The 21378-nt window shown below is 51.9% G+C and carries 16 protein-coding genes and 1 pseudogene; 8 read left to right on the top strand and 9 right to left on the bottom strand.

All coding sequences use genetic code 11. The features are described from left to right. Nucleotides 1–65: 65 nt before the first annotated feature. The 6 genes from CHH28_RS08400 to CHH28_RS08375 form a co-directional block, all read right to left on the bottom strand. Complete coding sequence (locus CHH28_RS08400; RefSeq protein WP_094059886.1) at nucleotides 66–3140, bottom strand: efflux RND transporter permease subunit; 3075 nt, start codon at nucleotides 3138–3140, stop codon at nucleotides 66–68. Then, nucleotides 3137–4558 (bottom strand): efflux RND transporter periplasmic adaptor subunit, encoded by a 1422-nt coding sequence (locus CHH28_RS08395; RefSeq protein WP_094059885.1) that lies wholly within the window; start codon nucleotides 4556–4558, stop codon nucleotides 3137–3139. The genes CHH28_RS08400 and CHH28_RS08395 overlap by 4 nt, the downstream gene beginning before the upstream one ends. After that, nucleotides 4555–5205, bottom strand: coding sequence for a TetR/AcrR family transcriptional regulator (locus tag CHH28_RS08390; protein ID WP_094059884.1), 651 nt, complete (start codon nucleotides 5203–5205; stop codon nucleotides 4555–4557). Before CHH28_RS08390 ends, CHH28_RS08395 begins: the two co-directional genes overlap by 4 nt. A 395-nt stretch (nucleotides 5206–5600) precedes the next feature. Beyond that, complete coding sequence (locus tag CHH28_RS08385) at nucleotides 5601–7112, bottom strand: diguanylate cyclase (RefSeq protein ID WP_094059883.1); 1512 nt, start codon at nucleotides 7110–7112, stop codon at nucleotides 5601–5603. A 199-nt stretch (nucleotides 7113–7311) separates the two neighbouring features. Next, nucleotides 7312–8856, bottom strand: a complete 1545-nt coding sequence (locus tag CHH28_RS08380) for a phospholipase D-like domain-containing protein (RefSeq protein ID WP_157729840.1) — start codon at nucleotides 8854–8856, stop codon at nucleotides 7312–7314. Between the two features lie 571 nt (nucleotides 8857–9427). Beyond that, on the bottom strand, nucleotides 9428–10648 hold the full coding sequence (locus CHH28_RS08375) for a benzoate/H(+) symporter BenE family transporter (protein WP_094059881.1): 1221 nt from the start codon (nucleotides 10646–10648) through the stop codon (nucleotides 9428–9430). Nucleotides 10649–10746: 98 nt separating this feature from the next. Here CHH28_RS08375 and CHH28_RS08370 point away from each other — a divergent pair, with 98 nt between their 5' ends. From CHH28_RS08370 to CHH28_RS08355, 4 genes are all read left to right on the top strand, one after another. Then, nucleotides 10747–11304 (top strand): helix-turn-helix domain-containing protein, encoded by a 558-nt coding sequence (locus CHH28_RS08370; RefSeq protein WP_094059880.1) that lies wholly within the window; start codon nucleotides 10747–10749, stop codon nucleotides 11302–11304. 433 nt (nucleotides 11305–11737) lie between these two features. Then, the gene (locus CHH28_RS08365) at nucleotides 11738–12076 is read left to right on the top strand and encodes an MCP four helix bundle domain-containing protein (protein WP_094059879.1); all 339 of its coding nucleotides are present in this window, start codon (nucleotides 11738–11740) and stop codon (nucleotides 12074–12076) included. Then, nucleotides 12040–13236 carry a methyl-accepting chemotaxis protein gene (locus CHH28_RS08360; RefSeq protein ID WP_094059878.1) on the top strand — a complete coding sequence of 399 codons (1197 nt, stop codon included), beginning with the start codon at nucleotides 12040–12042 and terminating at the stop codon, nucleotides 13234–13236. The genes CHH28_RS08365 and CHH28_RS08360 overlap by 37 nt, the downstream gene beginning before the upstream one ends. A 469-nt stretch (nucleotides 13237–13705) precedes the next feature. Next, nucleotides 13706–14035, top strand: coding sequence for a hypothetical protein (locus CHH28_RS08355; RefSeq protein WP_094059877.1), 330 nt, complete (start codon nucleotides 13706–13708; stop codon nucleotides 14033–14035). A 597-nt stretch (nucleotides 14036–14632) separates the two neighbouring features. Here CHH28_RS08355 and CHH28_RS08350 read toward each other — a convergent pair. Further along, nucleotides 14633–15145 carry a DUF7691 family protein gene (locus tag CHH28_RS08350; RefSeq protein ID WP_094059876.1) on the bottom strand — a complete coding sequence of 171 codons (513 nt, stop codon included), beginning with the start codon at nucleotides 15143–15145 and terminating at the stop codon, nucleotides 14633–14635. Between the two features lie 21 nt (nucleotides 15146–15166). After that, on the bottom strand, nucleotides 15167–15643 hold the full coding sequence (locus tag CHH28_RS08345; protein WP_094059875.1) for an Lrp/AsnC ligand binding domain-containing protein: 477 nt from the start codon (nucleotides 15641–15643) through the stop codon (nucleotides 15167–15169). A gap of 125 nt (nucleotides 15644–15768) precedes the next feature. On the opposite strand from CHH28_RS08345, the gene CHH28_RS08340 reads away from it, so the two are divergent. From CHH28_RS08340 to CHH28_RS08325, 4 genes and pseudogenes are all read left to right on the top strand, one after another. Next, on the top strand, nucleotides 15769–17064 hold the full coding sequence (locus CHH28_RS08340; RefSeq protein WP_094059874.1) for a D-amino acid dehydrogenase: 1296 nt from the start codon (nucleotides 15769–15771) through the stop codon (nucleotides 17062–17064). After that, on the top strand, nucleotides 17036–17419 hold the full coding sequence (locus CHH28_RS08335; protein WP_094059873.1) for a RidA family protein: 384 nt from the start codon (nucleotides 17036–17038) through the stop codon (nucleotides 17417–17419). The genes CHH28_RS08340 and CHH28_RS08335 overlap by 29 nt, the downstream gene beginning before the upstream one ends. Nucleotides 17420–18016: 597 nt before the next feature. Next, nucleotides 18017–18400 carry a transposase gene (locus CHH28_RS20595; protein WP_094058567.1) on the top strand — a complete coding sequence of 128 codons (384 nt, stop codon included), beginning with the start codon at nucleotides 18017–18019 and terminating at the stop codon, nucleotides 18398–18400. Then, a pseudogene (locus CHH28_RS08325) lies at nucleotides 18367–18795 on the top strand (IS5 family transposase); the annotation flags it as partial. The gene CHH28_RS20595 and the pseudogene CHH28_RS08325, both read left to right, overlap by 34 nt. An 8-nt stretch (nucleotides 18796–18803) precedes the next feature. On the opposite strand, the gene CHH28_RS08320 reads toward CHH28_RS08325, so the two are convergent. Beyond that, nucleotides 18804–20987, bottom strand: coding sequence for a NosD domain-containing protein (locus CHH28_RS08320; RefSeq protein ID WP_094059872.1), 2184 nt, complete (start codon nucleotides 20985–20987; stop codon nucleotides 18804–18806). Nucleotides 20988–21378 lie beyond the last annotated feature (391 nt).

Here is a 21378-nt window from a genome sequence, read left to right as displayed (position 1 = left end):
GCCGTACCCAAATCGGCATTTAATGAATAAGACATAAGATCGAGTTCATTTTCTAAACTCTGATGCTAGCGGCGCCAGTCCTGTAAACAAGCAAACAAGCAAGGAATCACAAACAGCACCAACACAGAAGACGCCAGCAGGCCAAACGCCACGCTGATCACCAAAGGAATCAGTACCTGTGCTTGCAAACTGGTTTCCAATAGCAGCGGTAACATGCCAGCGACTGTGGTTGAGGTGGTTAATAACATGGCGCGCAGGCGCTGCTCACTGGCCAGCTGTGCGGCGTCTGCCAGGGCATGACCTTGGGCCACATGCTGTTTCACAAACTCAACAATTAAAATGGCATTATTCACCACAATACCCGCCAGGGAGACAAAGCCAATCATGCTCGGCATGGCCAAGTTATAGCCCATCACTAAATGGCCAAATACCACGCCAATCAGTGCCAGCGGAATCGCCAGCATAACAATCAAGGGTTCGGAATAACTGCGAAATTGCAAACTCAGCAAGATAAACACCCCCAGCAAGCCCAATATAAAGCCTTGTTTAAGTGACTGCTGAGTTTCTGCACTGTTGGCCAGCTCGCCTTCCAACTGTAAGCGCAGCGCCGGGTATTGCTGCTGTAATTGTGGCCACAGCTGGGCCTGAAATGCCTGTATGACTTCTTTGCTATTGGCCTGCAAGCCATTGACCGAGCCGTACACGGTGACCGTGGTTTGACGATCAACCCGCTGCAGCCGCTGCACGCCCTGTTGCCATTCGATATCGGCAATGGCTTCTAAAGCAACGGTGTCGCCCGTCGGTAAACGCACGGGATACAGCGCCAATTGATCCTGGTTTTTCACCCATGCTCGGTCTAACGCGATACGCACCTCAATGTCATCCAGCTCGGTGTATTGCTCATTCACTTTGACGCCATAAAACGCCGCGTACAGCTCATTGGCCAGCCAACGTTGATCTAAGCCCTGACGTTGCGCTTCTGCTTTTAACGTGACATTAAGCTGGGCGATACCCGGGCGGGAATCGTCGAATAAGTTATAGACGCCATAAAAACCGCCTAACCATTGCCGTGTTTGCTCCGCCACCTGATCCAGTTGCGCCACCGGCAAACCAGAAAAACCCAGTTCAATGGCACGCCCTGCAGGGCCTAGTGCAGGCTCGGTAAAAATGAGTGAGGAGACCCACGGTAACGCCGGCAATTGTGCCTGCCAAGCACTGATCAGCTCATCAATACTGGTTTGGCGTTGCTCAGCACTGAGTAAATCCAGACTCACCGTCGCCATATGCGGACCCGATTCATAGGCATCGGCATTAAAACCAAATGTGACGGTTTGATGCTCGATCAAACCCGGCTCTAACTCATTACTGGCTTTATTGAGCGCCTGCTGCAGTTGATCCACCTGCTGCTGGGTTTGCGCCAAGGTGGCTCCCGCTGGCAATAATAAGCGTGCCTGAAGTACATCACCGTCCAGCTCTGGCAGCGCCGAGAATTTAAGCACACCTGAAACTAACAATGACACTGATAACATAAATAACGCCAGGGTTGATCCCAATACCGCATAGCGCCAACGAATCGCCCAATGCACGCCATTACCGAGCTTTTTTTGCCAGCGCTCAAAGTGATCTTGTACCCAAGCGCGCAGTCGTGCCGTACGATCAAGCTTTGCCTCACCGGCAACGCTGTGAAATAAATGACTGGGGAGAATAAAAAACGCTTCTAGCAAGCTGACACATACCACGATTAATAACACCATAGGCACGACACGCAGCACCTGTCCTAAATCGCCTTGCAAACCAATCATAGAACCAAAAATCAATACCGTGGTGGCAAAGGACGATAATACCCCGCGCCCTACCCGTTGCACGCCGGCAATCACCGCTTGAGAAATACTTTGGTGATCTGAGTTCCCGCTCTTTAACTGCTCAGCAATGCTTTCAGAAATAACAATGGCGTCATCCATTAATATTCCTAGCGCCAATAATAACGCCACCATGCTCATCATATTAATGCTGATATCAAACCAGCCTAAGACAAACAGACCACCGAGAAACGACACCGGCAGTCCCATCACCACCCAAAAGGTATAACGTAAGTTAAAAAACAACAGCAAGGTGACAAATACTAACAGCAGCCCCTGCCAAGCATTATTCATCAGCATGTTAAGACGATCGACAATAATGCTGGTCTGATCCTGAGTTAAATGCAGTTCTATTGAGTCGGGTAGGCGCTGCTGCTGTTGCGCCATAAAGGCATTAACCTGAGCTAAAATATCCAGACTGTCTTGGCCGGTATTCTTTTTAATGTGCAATAACGCCGCTGGCGTGCCGTCAAACAGAATACGAGATTCCAGCGGCTCAAACACTTTTTCTACTCGGGCAATATCCATCAGCCGAATCTGATCACCATCCGATGGTGACAATAAAATCAGTTGCTGTAGTTGCGCCAAAGTACGGCTTTCATGATCCACCTGTACATCAAATACCTGCCGTTGGCCCTGCAGCTGACCGGCGGGAATGCGAATGTTGTTTTGTGCAATCAGTTGACTGACTTGTTGCAAACTTAATTGATAACGGCGCAACTGTTCAGGCAGTAACGATATGCGCCACTGACGCTGACCAAAGCCGTCGATATCAATGCGAGCCGCATCCGACTGCTGCAGTAATTGCAATTTTAAATGCTCAGCCAAATCCTTTAATTGCCAGCGTTGTAACTGTGCGGATGTGAGCGCTAGACTAACTACCGGCTGAGTTTGCCCAAGCTCACTGACCACCGGCTCCTCAGCTTGCTCAGGTAAATCATCAATGCCATCAATGGCACTGCGAACATCGGCCTGAAACGCGGTGAAATCACCGTCAGGCGCCATGGTCAAGGTCAATAATGCCCTGCCTGAGCGCGCATCGCAGCGCATTTCCTGCAGGTTCAGCACATCCGTGGCACTGTCTTCCAGCGGCCGACAGACAGCGTTGGCGATGGTTTCTACAGCAGCACCAGGGTATGTCACGCTAGCCTGCATTTCATAGGATTCGATATGGGGAAAGGTTTCCCGTTTTAACGATCCCAGCTGATTTAACCCCAACACCAGCGCCAACAACATCAACAAATTAGCCGCGGTTGGATGTTCAATAATAAAGCGCATCATAACCGCTGCCCCTGTGACGGTTGCGGTTGTTCTGTTGGAGGTAGCGCTTGGTTTTGTGGTGGCTGGTTTTGTTGTGTCTGGTTTTGCAGACTTTGGTGTAACAGCGGCTGCCAATCCGGGTCAGGGCTCGCCGTTAATAACTGGCCAGGCAGCGCAGGAATCAGTGGCGAAGTAATCACCTGCAATTCCGCCATAGTGGGCCGATAAATAAATAGCCAAGGGCCCATCAATAAATGTGCGGGGGTGGGTAAAAATTTAAGCCGCTGCTGCTCCATCACATACAGCTGACCTTGGTGATCCGCAATGCGCGGCACCAGCAAGCCTGGCAAGGCATGGCCATAAATTCGCACATTAACTTGCGCCCTGGGCAATAATGGTGGTCGAACGCCGGGCCTTACCCGCGTTTGTTGCTGTGGCACTCGCAAAGTAAAGGCAATGGAATGGCTGGCCGGGTCCAGTGCTTCATGAATCGATACGACTTGAGCCGCCCAACGGCCATCAAAACCAGGCAGCTCAACCTCGGCCGATAATTGAAACCGTTGCAGTAATTGTTCCATTACCTCAGGGCCTAATAGCAGTTCTTCATCAGGCTTGGCCAAAGCAGCAAAAAATGGCTTTAAACGCGCCAGGCTAACGTGGGCGATAACATCCACCGTATCTAAACCTGTGGCAGCAAACAGCACCTGGCCTGTGCCAACAAACTGGCCGATATCAAAATCCACCGCCCCCAAGCGAGCGGCAAACGGCAGGCGAATATGGGTGCGTTCAATATTGCGTTGCTGCTGGGCGACTTGGGCCTCGGCCGATTCCTTTTGGCTCACTAATGAGCGTTGCTGGCTGGGCAATTGCTCCACCTGAGTGCGCAGCGACACCTGCTCTTGTTGCAGTTGCAACCAACGCTGGCGCTCGCCATCCAGCTGCGAGGCCGACACACTGCCTTGCTTAAACAAACGCTGCAGGCGTTCTACTTCCGATTGGGCATATTGCAAACGCTCGTTGGTCAAGCGCAGCGAGGTTTTGAGCTGCTGAGATTGCTGTGCAAACTGCTGTAATTGCTGCTCAGCCACTTGCGCCTGAGCCTTTGCCTGGGCCAATGCCAGCTGGTAGTCCTGATCATCTAGAGTGACAATTTCGGTGCCAGCCGGATACATCATTCCCTGCTCCAAGCCCGGCGCTAACGCCACAATGCGCCCGGCCACTTCGGCAACGGCCTGAAAGTGCTGACTGGCACTGACCTGGCCAAAGCCTTCAACAAATGGCCGTATCGGCTGTGACTCGGTATTGATGCTATACACAGCCGTGGCCTGGCTATCCAGTTCGCGCTGCTGTGGCCCAGTTTTATTGACCAGCAATAACACCATAATCACCGCGGCCAGCGCTAAGGCTGCCAAGCCAGGCCATTTTTTAACGGCTGTCATTGTGCGCCCTCCTTAGATTGTGCGTTTTCCACCAGACCGTGTTGCAATAACTGGCATAAATGGGCGCGCCAGGCGTCACTGTTGAGCTCATCCAGGCCTAAACCAAACACAGTGTGAAACATCGGCTGCGACAGCAGCGGAAAGGCCAATAGGCTCATAAAAGTCGCAGCCACTTTTTCACAATCAAACTCGGCACGTAATACGCCTTGTTGTTGCAGCAAACGAAATAACGCCACGATGCCAGCGCGGATTTTTTGCGGTAATTCACTGAGTTCGGTATTGGGCTGATCGCTAAACATCTCGCTTTGAAAATAGCGAAATAACCAAGGTTCGCTTAGCACAATATCGAGAATACGATTCACCATTAGCTCGATGGGACCCTCGGGCCGCATTTGCAGCTCCTGCGCCAGTGCCATCAACTTGCGCTGACGCTGCTCAGTCGTCCGTACCATCAGCTGCTCAAACAGCCCCTGTTTAGAGCCAAAGTAATAACTGATCATGGCCGTTTGCGTACCTGCTTGCTGCGCTAGTTGGCGAATGGTGATGCTTTTATAAGACTGCTGCTGCAGCAACTCGCGGGCAGCGTCCAGCAAGGCAGACATGGTTTGCTGCTGCTTCAACGGGTCTTGTGGTCGGCCACGGCTCATACGGATACCATTTCATTAATCAACTGATTAATAAATTAGCACGACTGCTCAAAGACTGCCAAGGGCTAGTAAAAAAGACAGGCGGTGACGCTCACAGCTTGTTTAGTAAGACAACCAACACGGCGCTAACGATGTAACGGAGAGAACAGCAGAAAGGAAACAGCCGCAGAGCGAGAACAGCTAAGAGAAAACAGCAGAGAAGGTACGGCAGGGAGGCGGCAAGAGCGTGTCAAAGAGGCGCAGCTACATGACACAGGTCGAGCGGGCGGTAAGGATCGCTGAGCGCACTCGGTTACCTCTAGCAACGACCAACTACCGGCTACTTTCTACCTGCCAGTTCTCACCGAGATTCATATCGCGTTAGCCACTTGCAAGAAAAAAGGTATACACCCAGGCTACGACTGCGCGCTGTTACCCGCCAGCTCGGCAAAACAGTAGTTGTTTTTACCACTGCGCTTAGCGTCGTACATGGCCTGATCGGCCAATGAGATAAGTTGGCTGGCCGCCACACTGTTCGCTGGCCTGAGCACGATGCCAATGCTGGCGCTGAGTGTGGGTGCAGCGCCTTGTGGCAAATGGAATGGCTGGCGCAGCTGATCCAAAATAATTTCTGCCACCAGTGCTACCGACTCTTGGCTGCTGACTTCTTGCATCAGGATGACAAACTCATCACCGCCCTGGCGCGCCACCACATCGGAGCAACGCACAGAGCGCTGCAGCCGCTCCGCCGTTTGTCGCAGTACGTCATCGCCAGCATCATGGCCATAGTCATCGTTGATGCTTTTGAAACCGTCCAGATCAATAAACAATACCGCCAGCTGCCATTGCTTGCGCTCTGCGGTGAGTGTCGCTTGCTGCAAGCGATCCGAGAACAATGCGCGGTTGGGCAAGCCCGTCAGGTGATCCAAAGTGGCTTGCTTTTCCAGTTCCTGCTGCAGCGCTTTGCGCTTGGAAATATCTTGCTGAGTGCCGCACAAGCGCAGCGCCCGACCACGGCGGTTACGTTCAACCACTTTGCCGCGCAGCATAAACCACAGCCAATGGCCGTTGGCATGGCGCAAGCGTACCTCACACTGTAAATGATCGGCCTTCTGACTAAGGTGTTGACGCAAACGCTGTTTAAAACGCGATAAATCGTCCGGGTGGCACAGCGCCTGCCACTGTGGCGACGACAGCGGCGCAATGCGCTCAATGTCATAACCCAGCTGTTCACACCAACGGCGATTGACGCTGACCCAGTCTCCGTCGATGTGCCACTCCCAGGTTCCGGCGCCGGTGCCCCAGATCACCTCGGCCAAACGCTGGCGCTCTTGTTGCAAAAATACCTGCTGACGGCGCACGTACACCACCGCCACCACCAGAGCCATCACCAAAACAATGGCGGCCAGCAAGGCGGTTTTGTAGGCATTGTCACGGCGCTGCTGCGCCGCTTCCAACGCCGACACTTTTTCATCCACCAGCTGTTCTAGGTTGTTCTGGTAATGCCACAGCGCATTTTGCGCATCTCGAAAGCCAGTGATGTCGGTGATGATGGAATACAGCACATGACGCTGCTGAAATTGAATCGGCACCGACGATACCGACACCGTGCGCTCCTCGCCGTTGGCCAGGCGATGGCGAAAAATAAAATAGTTACGTTGCTCTGCCGCAGCGCGTTGCCGCTCCGCCGCTACTTGCGCCAGGCTGAGCAGGTTGATCTGTTGGATGCCCATTGTCTCCAGTTGCGGCACGCTGTAACCATAAAACTCCGCCGCCGCAGGATTGGCTTTGACGATGTCACCGGCCTGTGGATCGATCAGTAACATCACCCGGTGATGCTTATTAAACGCATCGAGGAATAAGTCTTCTCCGGCCTGTGGGGCAGCTATCACCAGCCACCACAACAGACACAGCCACACAGCACGCATCAACACCCCTGCTCTGAATACATAAGCGCCATCACTTAACACTAGGATACCAGCGCTCGAACCACCGGAGCCGCGCTACGCACACCGGTATTGCATTCAGAACAGACTACTCGTGATTGCCAAGCGGTGCCATCGACCAAATGAGCAAGAGCCTAACGTGGCTGCAAAATCTGGCCAGCCATACCGGCTGGCCGATGCATCAGAGGCAACGCCCGGTTTGATAGTCGACCGTGGCAGCCGACTTCGAGTTTTGCCACATTGGTTGCTGATAATAGTATTGATACTGCTCCGCAGCGGCCGCATCTTCAACGATGTAGCCAAAGTCCTGCAATGTGGCTGGGTAGAGATTTTTGGATCCGATATAAAACGCTGCGTTATCCACCGCAATGGTTTTGGCATGGTTACCGATGGCGTAACCGTTGCTCCAAGTGGCGACTCCGTCGGCGTTGCGAATCGGCGCCAACTGCAGCGAATCACACATGGTTTGCTGAGCCTCAGCCGCGGATACATCGGCAAGTTCAGCAATTTTCCGTTGCAGCACATCGGTAATTTCGGTCATTTTTTTCATATTGGAATACGGCGCCAACAGGCTTTGCTTAGCACCCGGAGAGCTGACCACAATTTGCACCTTGACTCCTTCGATCAGCTTGGCCGCCAATACATCAAACAAACGCGCATCGTAGTAGCTGTTGGCCAATGGGCCGACACACGGCGCGATTAAATCTTGTTGCGAGATAAACACCGAGTGCTGGGCGCTGGCGATCAAGGTACGTAATCCTTCTTCTTCCGGATTCGCCATAGTGTATTCAGAGTCGTTATTCACATAATCTTTAAACAGACGTGAGCAGCTGGCCTCGCTGTCATCGGCGGCTGGTAAACCGCCTTCATCGCCTCCGGGAGTTTGCATGCCAAACCCTAGGCCACCTAGGCTCAACACACGAACATTGCCGCTCACAGCCACCTCTGGTGCGGTGAAGGTGGTTGGGCATACGCCCTGCGCAGCGTTGGTTTGCTCTAAATCGACATACAGGGTTTTGTTCACAACACCGTCTTTCCAACGGCAAGTAAATTGCCACAATAAATCGGCAAATTGGTGAGCAGAGACTGCCGCCGGGCCTTTTAAGCGCATGGTTAAATCGTTAATTGGGCTGTCCACCTGACCGTAAGCCGACTCCCACATATTGTGGCCACCAACAATGCTACTGCGCCCATCCACGGCAATGATTTTGGAATGATTCCAGGAGTACAGCCAGCTGGTTTCTACCCCCGCCACAGAAAGGTTTAGGTTATCTGCCATCGCGCCGAGGTCCTGTTTTAATCGACGCATATAGGCTTTCGCCGTTTCCGTGTATGACGTATCAATATTGCCCATCACCGGTGGTGTGCCGCCTAAAATCCGCACACGAATGGTTGGTGATTGAGCATAAGCCTGGCGCAAACCAGACACGATGGCCTGCTGGAAGATGCCATCTGGGTAGGTGACCAGCGTGGTAATGTCGACCCAATGACGGGCGCTGGCAATGTCCGCTTCGATGGTGTCGGCGTAGTGCTGCAGCGCGCCGCTGTCGTTGCATTGTGGATCGCCCCAACAATTCGGAGTTTGCAACAACCAGCTGTCTTCCGCCGAATGGATACCGGCGATGCGATTGCCATCCGTTACCTGCCAGACGCTGCCCTCAGATCCTGGATATTGTTGCCGCAACTGCCGCTCAACCGTGTTGATGTAATAACTGTGCGCCTGCACAGCAAGCACTGCTGACAAAAAAAACAATAAGGTCCTGGCGAATTTTATTGGCCACCCTACTATTGCAGTCAAAAACATACGTACCCCTTTTCCATTGTTATAAAAAGGGGCGCAGTCTATTTACACGTAAGTAGTAAAACAACCGTGATCGATAAAACCGAAATGCAATCTCAGTATAAGAACCGAATAATCTCTAAATATTTTTACACTACTCAGTAAGAGCACAGCAGACTTTCAGAGCAAACAGTGATGGCAGAAAGTCGCCAGTGTTTTCAACTTCGCCAATGATACGATGAGCCTGCTGCTCACACTTTGAGTGGGGAGTGCTAGGGAGTGCTAGGGAGTGCTAGGAAGTGCCAGAGAACTCCGGCTCTGTGTCGCTAATTTTGCTACAGCTGGTTTGAGTGGCAAACCAGCCTGATATTTTCAGTGCGATAGCGATTCACAGTAGGCGCGACATTATTCAGAGATTCCCTTTGCTAAAGACAACAAACCCCAAATATTCCGCCAGAATTTTTATTGGTATAGCGGTATTTCAAGCGACTTTGGTATTTCAAGCCACTTTGGTATTTCAAGCTACTTTAGAGCTGCGCCAGCGCGCGCCGTAGAAAACAAACAAGCCTATCAACAAACCCCAAAACGCACTGCTCACTCCCAACAAGGAGACTCCCGATGCCGTGACCAAAAACGTCAGCAAGGCGGCGTCGCGTTCACCGCCCTCGTGCATGGCGGCATGCAGGCCATTGGCCATGGGTGCCAGCAAAGCCAAACCAGCAATGGTGGCCACCAGCACCGCCGGAATTAATTGCAGTAAGGCCACCAATGTTGCTCCGAGAAGGCCTGCCAAAAGATAAAACACCCCGCCCCAACAAGTGGCCCAATACCGCTGGGACGGTGTGCCACCGGCTTCATCGCTTTGACAAATAGCCGCCGTCATCGCCGATAAATTAAACGCAAAGCCACCAAATGGCGCTAGCAGCAACCCGGTCATACCAGTGGTGGCGATTAACGGCGCCGCCGGCGCGTTGTAGCCATTGGCACGCAGCACCGCCAACCCAGGAATATTTTGTGACGCCATGGTCACCACAAACAAAGGCACCGCCACACTGATAAATGCGGCAAAACTGAACGTTGGTGTTACCCAGTGCGGCTCAGCCAGCTGCCAGCGTATCGGCTGCCAGTGCGCCAGCCCTTGTGTATAGGACAGCAAAATGCCGATCAACAGCGCAATAGCAACGGCGTAGCGCGGCACACGCTGGCGCATCAGTAAAAAGCCCAAGCACACCACACCCACCAGCAGCGGCTGCAGCGCCATGCCCTGAAATATCTGCAGACCAAACTGCAGTAAAACGCCTGCTAATAAGGCACCGGCCAGCGACTGTGGCACCAAGCGCAATAACCGGTCCACCACGCCTGTCACGGCCACCAGCACCATCATTAGCGAGCACAAGACAAAAGCCCCCACCGCCTCAGCCAAGGTGAAGCCAGGCAAGCTGGTGACCAGCAGCGCCGCACCCGGTGTGGACCAAGCGGTAAACACGGGTTGGCGGTAATACAACGACAACCCAATGCTACTGACGCCCATGCCAATGCCGACCGCCCACAGCCAGGAGCTGACCTGTGCCGGGTTGGCCCCGCCCGCCAGCGCGGCCTGATACACAATCGCCACCGCGCTGCTGTAGCCGACCAACACCGCAATACAGCCAGCACTGATAAAAGACGGCGTCAGCGCCAACCAACGCGAAGCAGGGGTTGAGGCGGTTAATACTGAGTTTGCTGGGGTCCTTGGCATCTTTTACACTCCTGAGTCACGCCACTGTGCGTTATAACGTCCAAAACCAACATAGCATCGTGCGCTATAACGCACAACCCATTTCAAAAGGCGGTTCCATGCAGGAAATCAATCAGTATCTGGCCATGCGTGTTAAACAACTGCGCCAAGACAAGGGCTGGAGTCTGGATCAGGCAGCTAAGGAAACGGGGGTGAGCAAAGCCATGCTGGGCCAAATCGAGCGCGGCGAATCGAGCCCTACCGTGGCTCGCCTGTGGAAAATTGCCGGCGGTTTTCAATGTTCTTTGTCGAGCCTGCTAGAGCCACCTCCGGCTGCTCACCAGCACACCTTGTTGCGCCACGCCGACATGCTGCGCCGCCAGCCCGCCGCTGGCGAAATGCTGGTAGCGCCGTTATTCACCTTCGACCCAGCCATGGGCTTTGAGCTGTTTGAACTGACGTTGCCGCCGGGTTATGAGCGTATTTCAGACCCGCACGAGGCCGGTGTGACCGAGCACATCGTGGTGATTCAAGGGCGTATGGAGTTGTGGCTAAATGGCCAATGGCGGCCGCTGTTACACGGTGACGCCATGCGTTTTGCCGCCGACTGTGAGCATGGCTATCGCAATGTCAGCGATGAGCCGGTGCTGTTTCACGACCTGATCCACTATGCCTGAGCCGCGCGCCTAATCCGCGGGCTTGCCCCGCTCCGCTTTCCCCCTGCATAGAACTGTCTGGCACTGAACTCTCTAGCACCTAGCCAAGGCTTGCTAACGGCGTGCTATGTGAGTGTGCCCTGAGGCCTGTACCCTGCGACTGCGCCCCGGCACTACGCTCTAACACCTGCTCGTTATCGACTGCGCCAACGACACTCTCTATTGCCGACAATTACGGTCAACAAGGACTCGTTGCTGCCCAACGGCTCAGCGCTTTTGCCTGAATATGCGAGCCGTTGCACACAATTCTCAGCCGTTAGACTGAGTTGATAGGTCTTTCAGGGCCGTGCCATTCGACCGGAATCTCAAACTGCTTAACTAGACGCTGTTAACACTGGTGAGTGCCAGTGGCAGCTGCTATCCCACTCGATGAACTGCTTTGCAGGAGACTGCCATGCCAAAGCTGAACCTGAAGTTATCACAACGATTGGCCACCGCCTTTTCTGTGCCGTTGGCCTTATTGGTGTTTATGGGCATCGTCGCGTTGGACGGCATTCGTACCACCAATCAGGGCCTGGAAACCGTCTACCAGGACAGAGTCATTCCACTGCAACAGTTGAAGGCCATTGCCGACGGTTATGCCGTGCTGGTGATCGACGCAGTCAACAAAGCCAATGGCGGCAGCATGAGCGCCGAGCAAGCATTGCAATCGGTGCAAGAAGCCGAGAGTTTGATCGCCGCACGTTGGGGGAGTACATGGCGACGGAGCTCACTGCGACCGAGCAGACGTTAGCTCAGCAAGCGCAGCAGCTGTTTGGTCCGGCGGATCGTGAAATCGCCCGCTTACGCGCGCGTTTGTCGGCGTTGCAGGGCGATGTTGGCGGCCAACTGAATGATTTTGACGGCCCGCTGTATGCAGTGATCGATCCCATCAGCAACAAAATCAATGAGCTGGTGGAGCTGCAACTGCGTGTCGCCAGTGAAGAATACAGCGCCGCAACAGAGGTGATGAAAAACTCCATCCAGCTGACCTTAGCCGCCGTGGTTATTGCCCTGATTGCCACCATTACTTCGGCGCTGTGGGTGACCAACAGCGTGCGCCGGCCGTTATACAAGGTGGTGCATCATGCCAAGCAGCTAGCAGAAGGCGACCTGAGTCAGCAAGTGGTGGTCGATCGCCAGGACGAGCTGGGCGACTTGCAAGACGCCATGTATCAACTAATCACACGGTTAAAACACATTATTGGTGACGTGCGCTCCTCTGCTTCGGGTTTGTCATCAGCTGCCAACGAAGTGTCGTCGACCTCACGCAGTCTCAGTAATGCCGCGACAGAGCAAGCCTCCAGCGTTGAGCAAACCACCGCCTCAGTAGAGGAAATTTCCGCCTCGGTGCAGCAAAACACCGACAACGCCAAAACCACCGACAGCATTGCCGCACAACTGGCACAAGACGCCAGCAGCAGCGGCCAGGTCGTGGCCGATACCGTCAAAGCGATGCAAGACATTGCCGAAAAAATCGTCATCATCGACGACATTGCTTACCAGACCAATTTGCTGGCACTGAACGCCGCCATCGAAGCGGCACGCGCCGGCGACCATGGCCGCGGGTTTACCATTGTTGCCTCTGAAGTGCGGCGCTTGGCCGAGCGCAGCCGCACTGCAGCATTGGATATTGGTGAGCTGGCGCAACGCAGCGTTGAGCTGTCACAGCAAGCCGGAGAGCGGCTGCATACCTTGGTGCCAGAGGTAGAAAAAACATCGCAACTGATTAAAGAAATCACTCACGCCTCACAAGACCAGTCCGCCGGTTTGAGTCAGATCAGCAGCGCCATGTCGCAGCTCAGTTCGGTGGCACAGCAAAACGCCTCCAGCTCCGAGCAGTTGGACGCTACCGCAGAGGAGATGACCAGCCAAGCCAAACAACTGGTCGATACCATGGCCTTCTTCCGCTGAGCTTGTTGTTGAGCCATTTGCTGAGTCATTCGCTGAGCTATTTTCTGAGACAGTCGCTGAATGCATGGCTAAGTGAGTGGCTGCACTTGTTTATTCCATGCGCTCTACCGCAAACGTTTTCCAGGCGCGGCTTTTTGCGGAGTCTGTTGTTGCAGAGTCTTGTGTTGCAGGGCCGACTGTTACAGAAATTCTTTTCGGCGGCGCTTTTCTCTTCAATACAAGCTTCTAACACACACCTTTTTGCACTGCTGTATCCGCCAAGGTTGTTGCACCAGCCTTCCGCGCGCAGGCCGTTTTCACAGGGCGCTAGCAAACCGACCCGAGACACCAAGACTAAAAGCGCCACAAAAACATACAGCTGGCGCCTGACAACCATAGTTACAGCTATCAGAGAGTGTCTGATCAATTTATCATCAAGGCTGGCAATCTTGGCTGCTATGATAGAGCCAACCAACTTTGTGGAATGTGTATGCGCGCACTCGCCTGCCTGACACTGATCGTCATCACTGCACTGACTGGCTGTGGACGTGACCCGGAACGCATGGCCAATATTCGCGACTTAGGCGACGCCATCAATCATTGCCGCAATTACACCCGCCAGGTGTTGCCAGACGACACCGCCATTGCAATCGACCGTCTATCGACCCGGGAAAACACCGAGTTTTACGACGTGTATCTGCGCGTCTCAGATAAAGACCATAACGGTTGGGTGCGCTGCCAGGTTACCCAGGATGGCTATATTGATGAGCATCGTGTGTACGGAATGCGCCACGAAGGGCCGTCGATTTTCTCTTTTTGAGTAGGCCGCACGCTCGAATACCAAATTCAGCCACACTGTTCTCTAGCTCGAGTTAGTGCCTTGTAACACTATTTAGCTCTTTACTGCTGGACGTCAGTTTTTCTTGAGCAAGGCGTGAGGAGCGTGGTTTAACCGGTTAAATAAGCAACGAATAACACGACTCCGGGAAAACGAACTCCAGCCCTTTGGGGTATGGCTGAAAATCTCTCAATCTGTGTTGCTCATCCTTCATTTAATTCGCTACACATACACCTTCGCGCCTTGATTTAGGGGTTTTCAGCTCATAGCAGCGTGATCGAAATGGTGTTAACAGCACCTAGTTAACAGGACCTAGGGCACCTCTAAATAATTCGGTGCCCGCTCTGGATCGCCAGAGGGCTTCAGATCACGAAGCCGGTTTGCCGCTCTAGCAAGGCTACAGCAAAAATCGGCAACACAGAGCTGGAGTTCTCTGGCGCTCCCCGCAGGGCGCGGGCGGCAGGCCTCCATCACGTTGTTGGGGATGTTGAAAAGGGCTGGCCATTTCCTGCCATCACCGCCTAGCTCTGAACGCCTGCGGCACTCGCGCAGAGTTGTGCAGAATTATTCAGAGGTGCCCTAGTAATAAAACAGCAGTAAATCCTGCTGACGATGCTGTGCTTGTGTTAGCCAACTCAATAACTGCTGTTGTTGTGGCGGTGTTAATTCTCCGGCTAACACACTGCGCTGAGCGTCTTCCAACCGGGCATGACGGCAAATCGACACGCTGGGAAAATCGTCGGGCAAGTCCAGCCAGGGATGATTGATAAAATAAGCCGACACGCCATCGATACCGGCCAAGGCCATGAGCTCAGCTGGGTAAAATTCACTGTTCGCCAAACGCTCGCCGTGCCAGTCCGCCAATAATTCCAATACATACCAATATAGAGATGCACTGATGTCGTCGTCCAACTGGCCATCGGCAATGTGCTGTAGCGCAGCTTCTGCTGGTTCTGCAAAACTGGTGGTTAACTGCTGCAGCGGCGCATGATAGTGCTGGCGCAGCTGCTGGCATTGGGCTTCGGTCATGTGCCCAAATAAAGCGCACAGGCTTTTTTCATCCACACAATAGGCCGTCCATCCGTAACTCATTGTGACTTCTCCAATGTCTGGTTATAGCGGAATGGTCAGACTTTCCTTGACCTCTTCCATCACAATATAACTTTTTGAATTCTTAACGCCGGGTAATTGCAACAGCATATCACCGAGCAAACTGCGGTACTGCGACATGTCCTTAATGCGCGCTTTGACCAAATAATCCGAGTCGCCCGACACCAAATGGCATTCCAAGACATACGGCAAGGTTTTAACGGCAGCGGTAAATTCCGAAAATGCTTGCGGCGATTGGTGCGCCAGTGAGATTTCAACAAACACCAGCAGCTCATGATCCATCAACTTGGGGTTGAGCTTGGCGTAGTAGCCCTCGATGTAGCCATCACGCTCCAATCGCTTGACCCGCTCCATACAGGGGGTGGCGCTGAGGCCGACTTTTTCCGCCAGATCCACATAGCTGATGCGGCCCTGACCTTGCAGCACATCCAGAATGCGTCGGTCCATGCGATCGAGGGGTTTAACGACTTCATTCGACATTAGAGCTTTCCACTACCAAAGATTCATCCTTTAGAGAATACAACTTCATTTGAGGCAAATACAAAGGATAAACCGCAAGTTTTCCCCTTAGCATAGTGGGAAACAATGATAGAGATACTCGCCTTATGCATGTGATGATTCTTGGCTCTGGCGTCATCGGTGTGACCAGCGCCTGGTACCTGGCCCGTGCAGGCCATCAAGTCACCGTGGTTGACCGCCAGCCACAGCCCGCCATGGAAACCAGCTTTGGCAATGCCGGCCAAATCTCACCTGGCTATTCTGCCCCCTGGGCCGCGCCCGGCGTGCCGTTTAAAGCGATCAAGTGGTTGTTGCAAGACTTGGCGCCGCTGGCTGTGGACATTCGCCACTGGGACAGCCACACCTTGAGCTGGCTGACGCGCATGCTACTCAACTGCAATGAGTACAGCTATCACATCAACAAATCGCGCATGATGCGTTTGGCGGAGTACAGCCGTGATTGCCTTAAGGCCACCCGCACAGAGCTGAAGTTGAATTATCAGCAACGCACCGCCGGTACCTTGCAGCTGTTTCGCAGCCAAGCACAAGTCGATGCCTCACAAAAAGACATCGCCGTGCTGCAAGAATGCGGGGTTGAGCATCAACCGCTGTCGGTGGAGCAATGCCTGGAATTTGAGCCCGGCTTGGCCAGTAGCGCGCACAAGTTAGTGGGCGGGCTGCGTTTACCCGGCGATGAAACCGGCGATTGCCATTTGTTCACGCAGCAGCTGGCCGAGCATTGCCGTGAGTTGGGCGTGGAATTCCTCATGAATACCAGCATCCAGGGGCTGTTGTGCCAACAGGACCGCATTGACGGCGTGGTGACGAATCAAGGCAATCTGCAAGCCGATGCCTATGTGATGGCCTTGGGCAGCTTTTCCGCGCCGCTATTGCGCGATATTGGCCTGGCGATTCCGGTTTATCCGGTCAAAGGCTATTCACTCACCGTGCCGATCAGCAACGCCGACTGTGCGCCGCAATCGACGTTAATGGACGAAACCTACAAAGTCGCCGTTACCCGCTTCGACGATCGCATTCGCGTCGGCGGCACCGCCGAAATTGCCGGTTACCAGCAAGATTTGCCCGCCAAGCGCCGCGCCAACGTTGAATTTGTCGTCAACGATTTATTCCCTGGCGCAGGCGATACCAGCGCCGCCGAATTCTGGACCGGCCTGCGCCCGATGACGCCCGATGGTACGCCCATCATTGGCCCGACCCATTTGCACAACTTATTCCTCAATACTGGCCACGGCACTCTGGGCTGGACCATGTCGATGGGGTCTGCCAAAGTACTGGCCGACGTCATCAGCCAGCGTCAGACCGATATCGACGCCGACGATTTATCCATTCAGCGCTATCAACAACGGAGTCAACATGTACCAAAAAGACGTTATTCATACTGATCAAGCACCGGCAGCCATTGGCCCGTATTCGCAAGCCGTGCGGGTTGGCAATACGGTGTATATTTCTGGCCAAATTCCGCTTAATCCGAAAACCATGGAAATGGTCACGGAATCATTTGAAGCTCAGGCCGAGCAAGTGGTCAAAAACCTGCGTGCTATTTGTGAAGCTGCGGGCGGTGATCTGAATAACCTGGTCAAACTGACGGTATTACTGTCGGACATGAGCCACTTCGCCACGGTGAACAGCGTGATGGAAAAATACTTCCAGGCGCCTTACCCAGCGCGCGCAGCGTTTGCGGTAAAAACCTTACCAAAAGATGCCGACGTTGAAATTGAAGGCATTATGGCGCTGTAATAAACTCACGGCCGCCCAGCGCGGCCGTTGTGTAATCCGGATTTCTTTCTTGCAAGTATCTTCGCTTTTTCGGCTGCAAAGTTGCGCTATTTAGTGTGGGTGCTTGCACCTATTTTTTTGTTTAGCGCCGCTCTTCGTGTTTAGTACCGCAGGCGGTTAATCAGCGGAATCGATCAAAGCCCTATGCCCTCCTTGAGGGATCTTATCCCTCACGCCGGGCGGGCGAGCTCCCTGCTTTGCGCTGCACAGGCCGTATCTCCTCTGTTGCCAATGCTGCGGCCAACGCATCACAAAAAGCCTACATCCTTGTAGGCCTTTTGCTGGTGCTGCCGTCCTGGCAGCCCCTGCGAGCACAGCCATTGCCAACGCCGGCGGCCTGCCAGGGCTAGGCAAACCTGGGTGCGATACCGAGTGGTTTATGCCTTCGGATGGGTGTCCGAGTTGCATCCTTTAACGATTGCTCAGCATCGAGTAAGCATTGGACATTTTCCAGACCTGCTTCCAGAAGATGAACATGTGGGTCGTGTATGCTAGAAGCTGTTTCATAACCTTCAGTCCGATATAATAATCAAAACTATCAGCTTCAACTCCTCCACCATGAAACGTTCAACCTCAGAACTGACCGACCAACAGTGGGCACACATTGAGCCTTGTTTACCCAGCCTGCCTCGTGGCAAAGGGGGTCCCAAACCTATCAGCAATCGAGCCTGTTTCGAGGGCATTTTATGGGTCTTACGTTCAGGTGCGCGCTGGCGTGATCTACCCGAGCGCTATCCTTCACCGAGTACCTGCTGGCGCCGCCTTCAGTACTGGGAAGAGCAAGGTGCATGGGTCAAAGCCTGGCGTAAGCTTCTTCGCGTTCTGGATCAACAGTCGCGGTTAAATTGGGAAGAATCGTTTTCTGATGGTAGTTTTGCACCCGCAAAAAAAGGGGCCTCGGTGTTGGAAAAACCAAGCGTGGTAAGGGGTCGAAGTGGATGATAGTCGTCGATGGCGAAGGCATTCCAATCGGGCTGACACTTGGCTCAGCGTCACCGGCGGAGGTCAATCTGATTGAGGCTTTGTTAAATGTTTCCTATGGCAAGAGCAAGGTGAAGCGTTTGATTTACGATAAAGCGGCAGACTCTGATCCTCTGCGAATGGCGTTAAAGAAGCGGGGTATTGATCTCATTTGTCCACATCGTCGAAACAGGAGAAAAGCGCCGCTGCAAGATGGTAGAAAGCTGAGAAGGTACGACCGTCGCTGGAAAGTAGAGCGCACTTTTGCTTGGCTTGGAAATTATCGGCGATTAGTGGTTCGATGGGAAAGAAAGCTCTCAATGTATCGAGCCTTCTTTCACGCCGCCTGCATGATGATCGTGCTAAAGAAGTTGTGAAACAGCTTCTAGTCGAATATTAAGTAATTTTCAGGCTCTCGGGTCAATGGATACTGAGCCGCAGGCTCGTCGCCCATTAAAACCTGTACCGTATCGGTTATACCATCGGAGTTACTATCGGTTAAATCGTGGCCATCAAAAAAGTTACCTAAATAACCTTGGAATGACTGCCCCATAAAATCATAGTTAACCAAACCGTCCGAATACCATCTATTCACCGAACCGTTATCAGAATGGATGATTGTACCACTACCATTATTAACAAATCGATTCAGGTAAATCACATTATCCGACGATCTAGTAAGACCCAGCGTTTTAGCCGTCATACCGGTCGTTCGAGTTTTAATACTGTTCAGAAATATTTCATTATTGCTGGACCAACTCAACTCCACTCCACTCGGTGAATTAAAGTGTATTTTATTATTTTTAATTCTTGCGTGATCCGAATTACTTAATATAAGCCCACCTTCATTGTTCGATTCTACAACATTATCAACTACCGAACAACCATCAGAAGTTCTAATATAAATCCCATAGTGTCTATTGGATTTTGAGGTATTCCCAAGCACTTTACTACCGGAAGACTGGTACACAAAAACCCCAGTAATACTGTTTTGGTTCACCTCATTGTTAACGATTTCTGTAATACCAGAAGACTCGACCTTAATACCCACTTCCTTATTTGAGTTTGTGATGTTTTCACCAACATAATTATCACCCCTTACATCATCAAAATGTATCCCATGTTGATTATTCGAAGAACTGTTATTACCCATGACCATATTATTTTTTCCTCGCCTTAAGTTAATACCGGTTTTATTTTTCGTTACGGTATTTTGCTCAACACGACAGCCCGAACATTCGTATATCGATATCCCATCTCTATCTTGATCCGACACACGATTGTTTTGAACAATAGCGCTATTACTATCATCCAATCTAATCCCGACCAAACCATAAAAATGACAGTCATTATTCCTGACCTCAACATTATCACTGCCAACCACTTCAATTCCACTGTGATTATAATGCGAGCGGTCATACCCACATAAATTATCCTCAATAATGCCATTGTGCGATTCCGCAGCAAAATAAATGGCCGGATAATACGCAGAACCGAAAAGGTCAAATCCTTTAACCGTTACATTTGGAGCATTCACAAATACAACGTTTTTTGCGTGAGATTGAGCTCGTATTTTAGTCAAAGCCGCTCCATTAACAGATTGCAAAGTAACGGGTTTATTGATCGACAAATTTTCAACATACTCACCATCATCGACCAAAATCGTCGCGCCATTGATCGCATTGTCGATGGCCGATTGGATGGTTGGATAATCCGCCGGAACATTAATCGTTGGTACGGGTACGGCTTCGAAATTCACTTCCGACAAACCACTTCCATCTACTTGTACTTGAATTTTTTCCGGTGTAAAGATATAACCCAACTTTGAAGCAGTTATGATGTAGCTTCCGGATTCTTGTTCGATGAACGAAAAATTACCATCGGCGCTTTCAATCACGCTTTCTGATGATCCATCAATTAATTTGAACAGAACTTCGTTTAATAGTACTCCTGATTCCATTGCAGAACCAGAAACTTGGTAACCACTTTGCGTTGTAAACGATACTTGTATATCGGAATTAAGTTCGTTTCCAGCCAAATCAGTCACGGTATGGTTGATACGTAAGACATAATCATGATTACTCTGTAATGGTATCTTCGGTGTGAACGTTAACTTATCTTCAACAACATTTCGATCTCCTTGAACATCCGAATTGCCATCCGTTAACACAACACTGTATTCATCAACACTGTCGAACGCAATCGACTTAGAAAAGACAACTTCTAAGACGGAAGTCGACAATACGTCAACTTGATTGTGCTGTGGGTACGACCGAACCAACACAGGTGGAGACGGATCGGAGTCGGCCGTAAATTCGTCCAGATTACGGACGCTATCTTTATCGCTGTCCAAATCGGCATCGTTAATTACTGCTTGAAGATGATGCTGGATTTCCCAACCATCTAGCATTCCATCATTGTCGGTGTCGCTGGACAAAGGATTAGTACCGTTCAAATTAGTTTCATCAACGTCATTGAGTCCGTCGTTATTGTCATCCGTATTGCTTCCCACACCGTCGTTATCGGAGTCGATTGACTTAAAGCGCTGTTCAAAATCGATGTGAGCCATTACCGGCACTCCTGCTCAAGATGAAGCGGCAAGAACTGAGAGAAACTGGCCTCGGTGGTAAATACATCGGCGAAGCTAGGCGTAGAAGAAAGAGCTTCGACTGTTAGCAACGTTAAATGAGTGGCTATTTTTTTCATAAAAATTCCTTTTATAGGTTATTAAATATTCTTTTGACGAGGTTTTCATTGTGGACGACACCACGGATGCACATACGAGGGGCATCGATTTGGGGCTTGTTTGCTCGTTGAAGTCTATTATCCAAAGCTCAGTCTCAGATTCCGAGACCAGGGGAAGAAAAAATACTGAAATAACAATAAAAGGAGGTAGATAAGAAAGATGCGCGAAACGCCGAAGTATTTTGGCGTTCCCCATGACCCATCAAGCGCTTTGC

Source organism: Bacterioplanes sanyensis (assembly GCF_002237535.1).
Taxonomy (GTDB): Bacteria; Pseudomonadota; Gammaproteobacteria; order Pseudomonadales; family Oceanobacteraceae; genus Bacterioplanes; species Bacterioplanes sanyensis_A.
The sequence above is the reverse complement of the archived record's forward strand: the minus strand, read 5'-3'. Positions and strand labels throughout refer to the sequence as shown.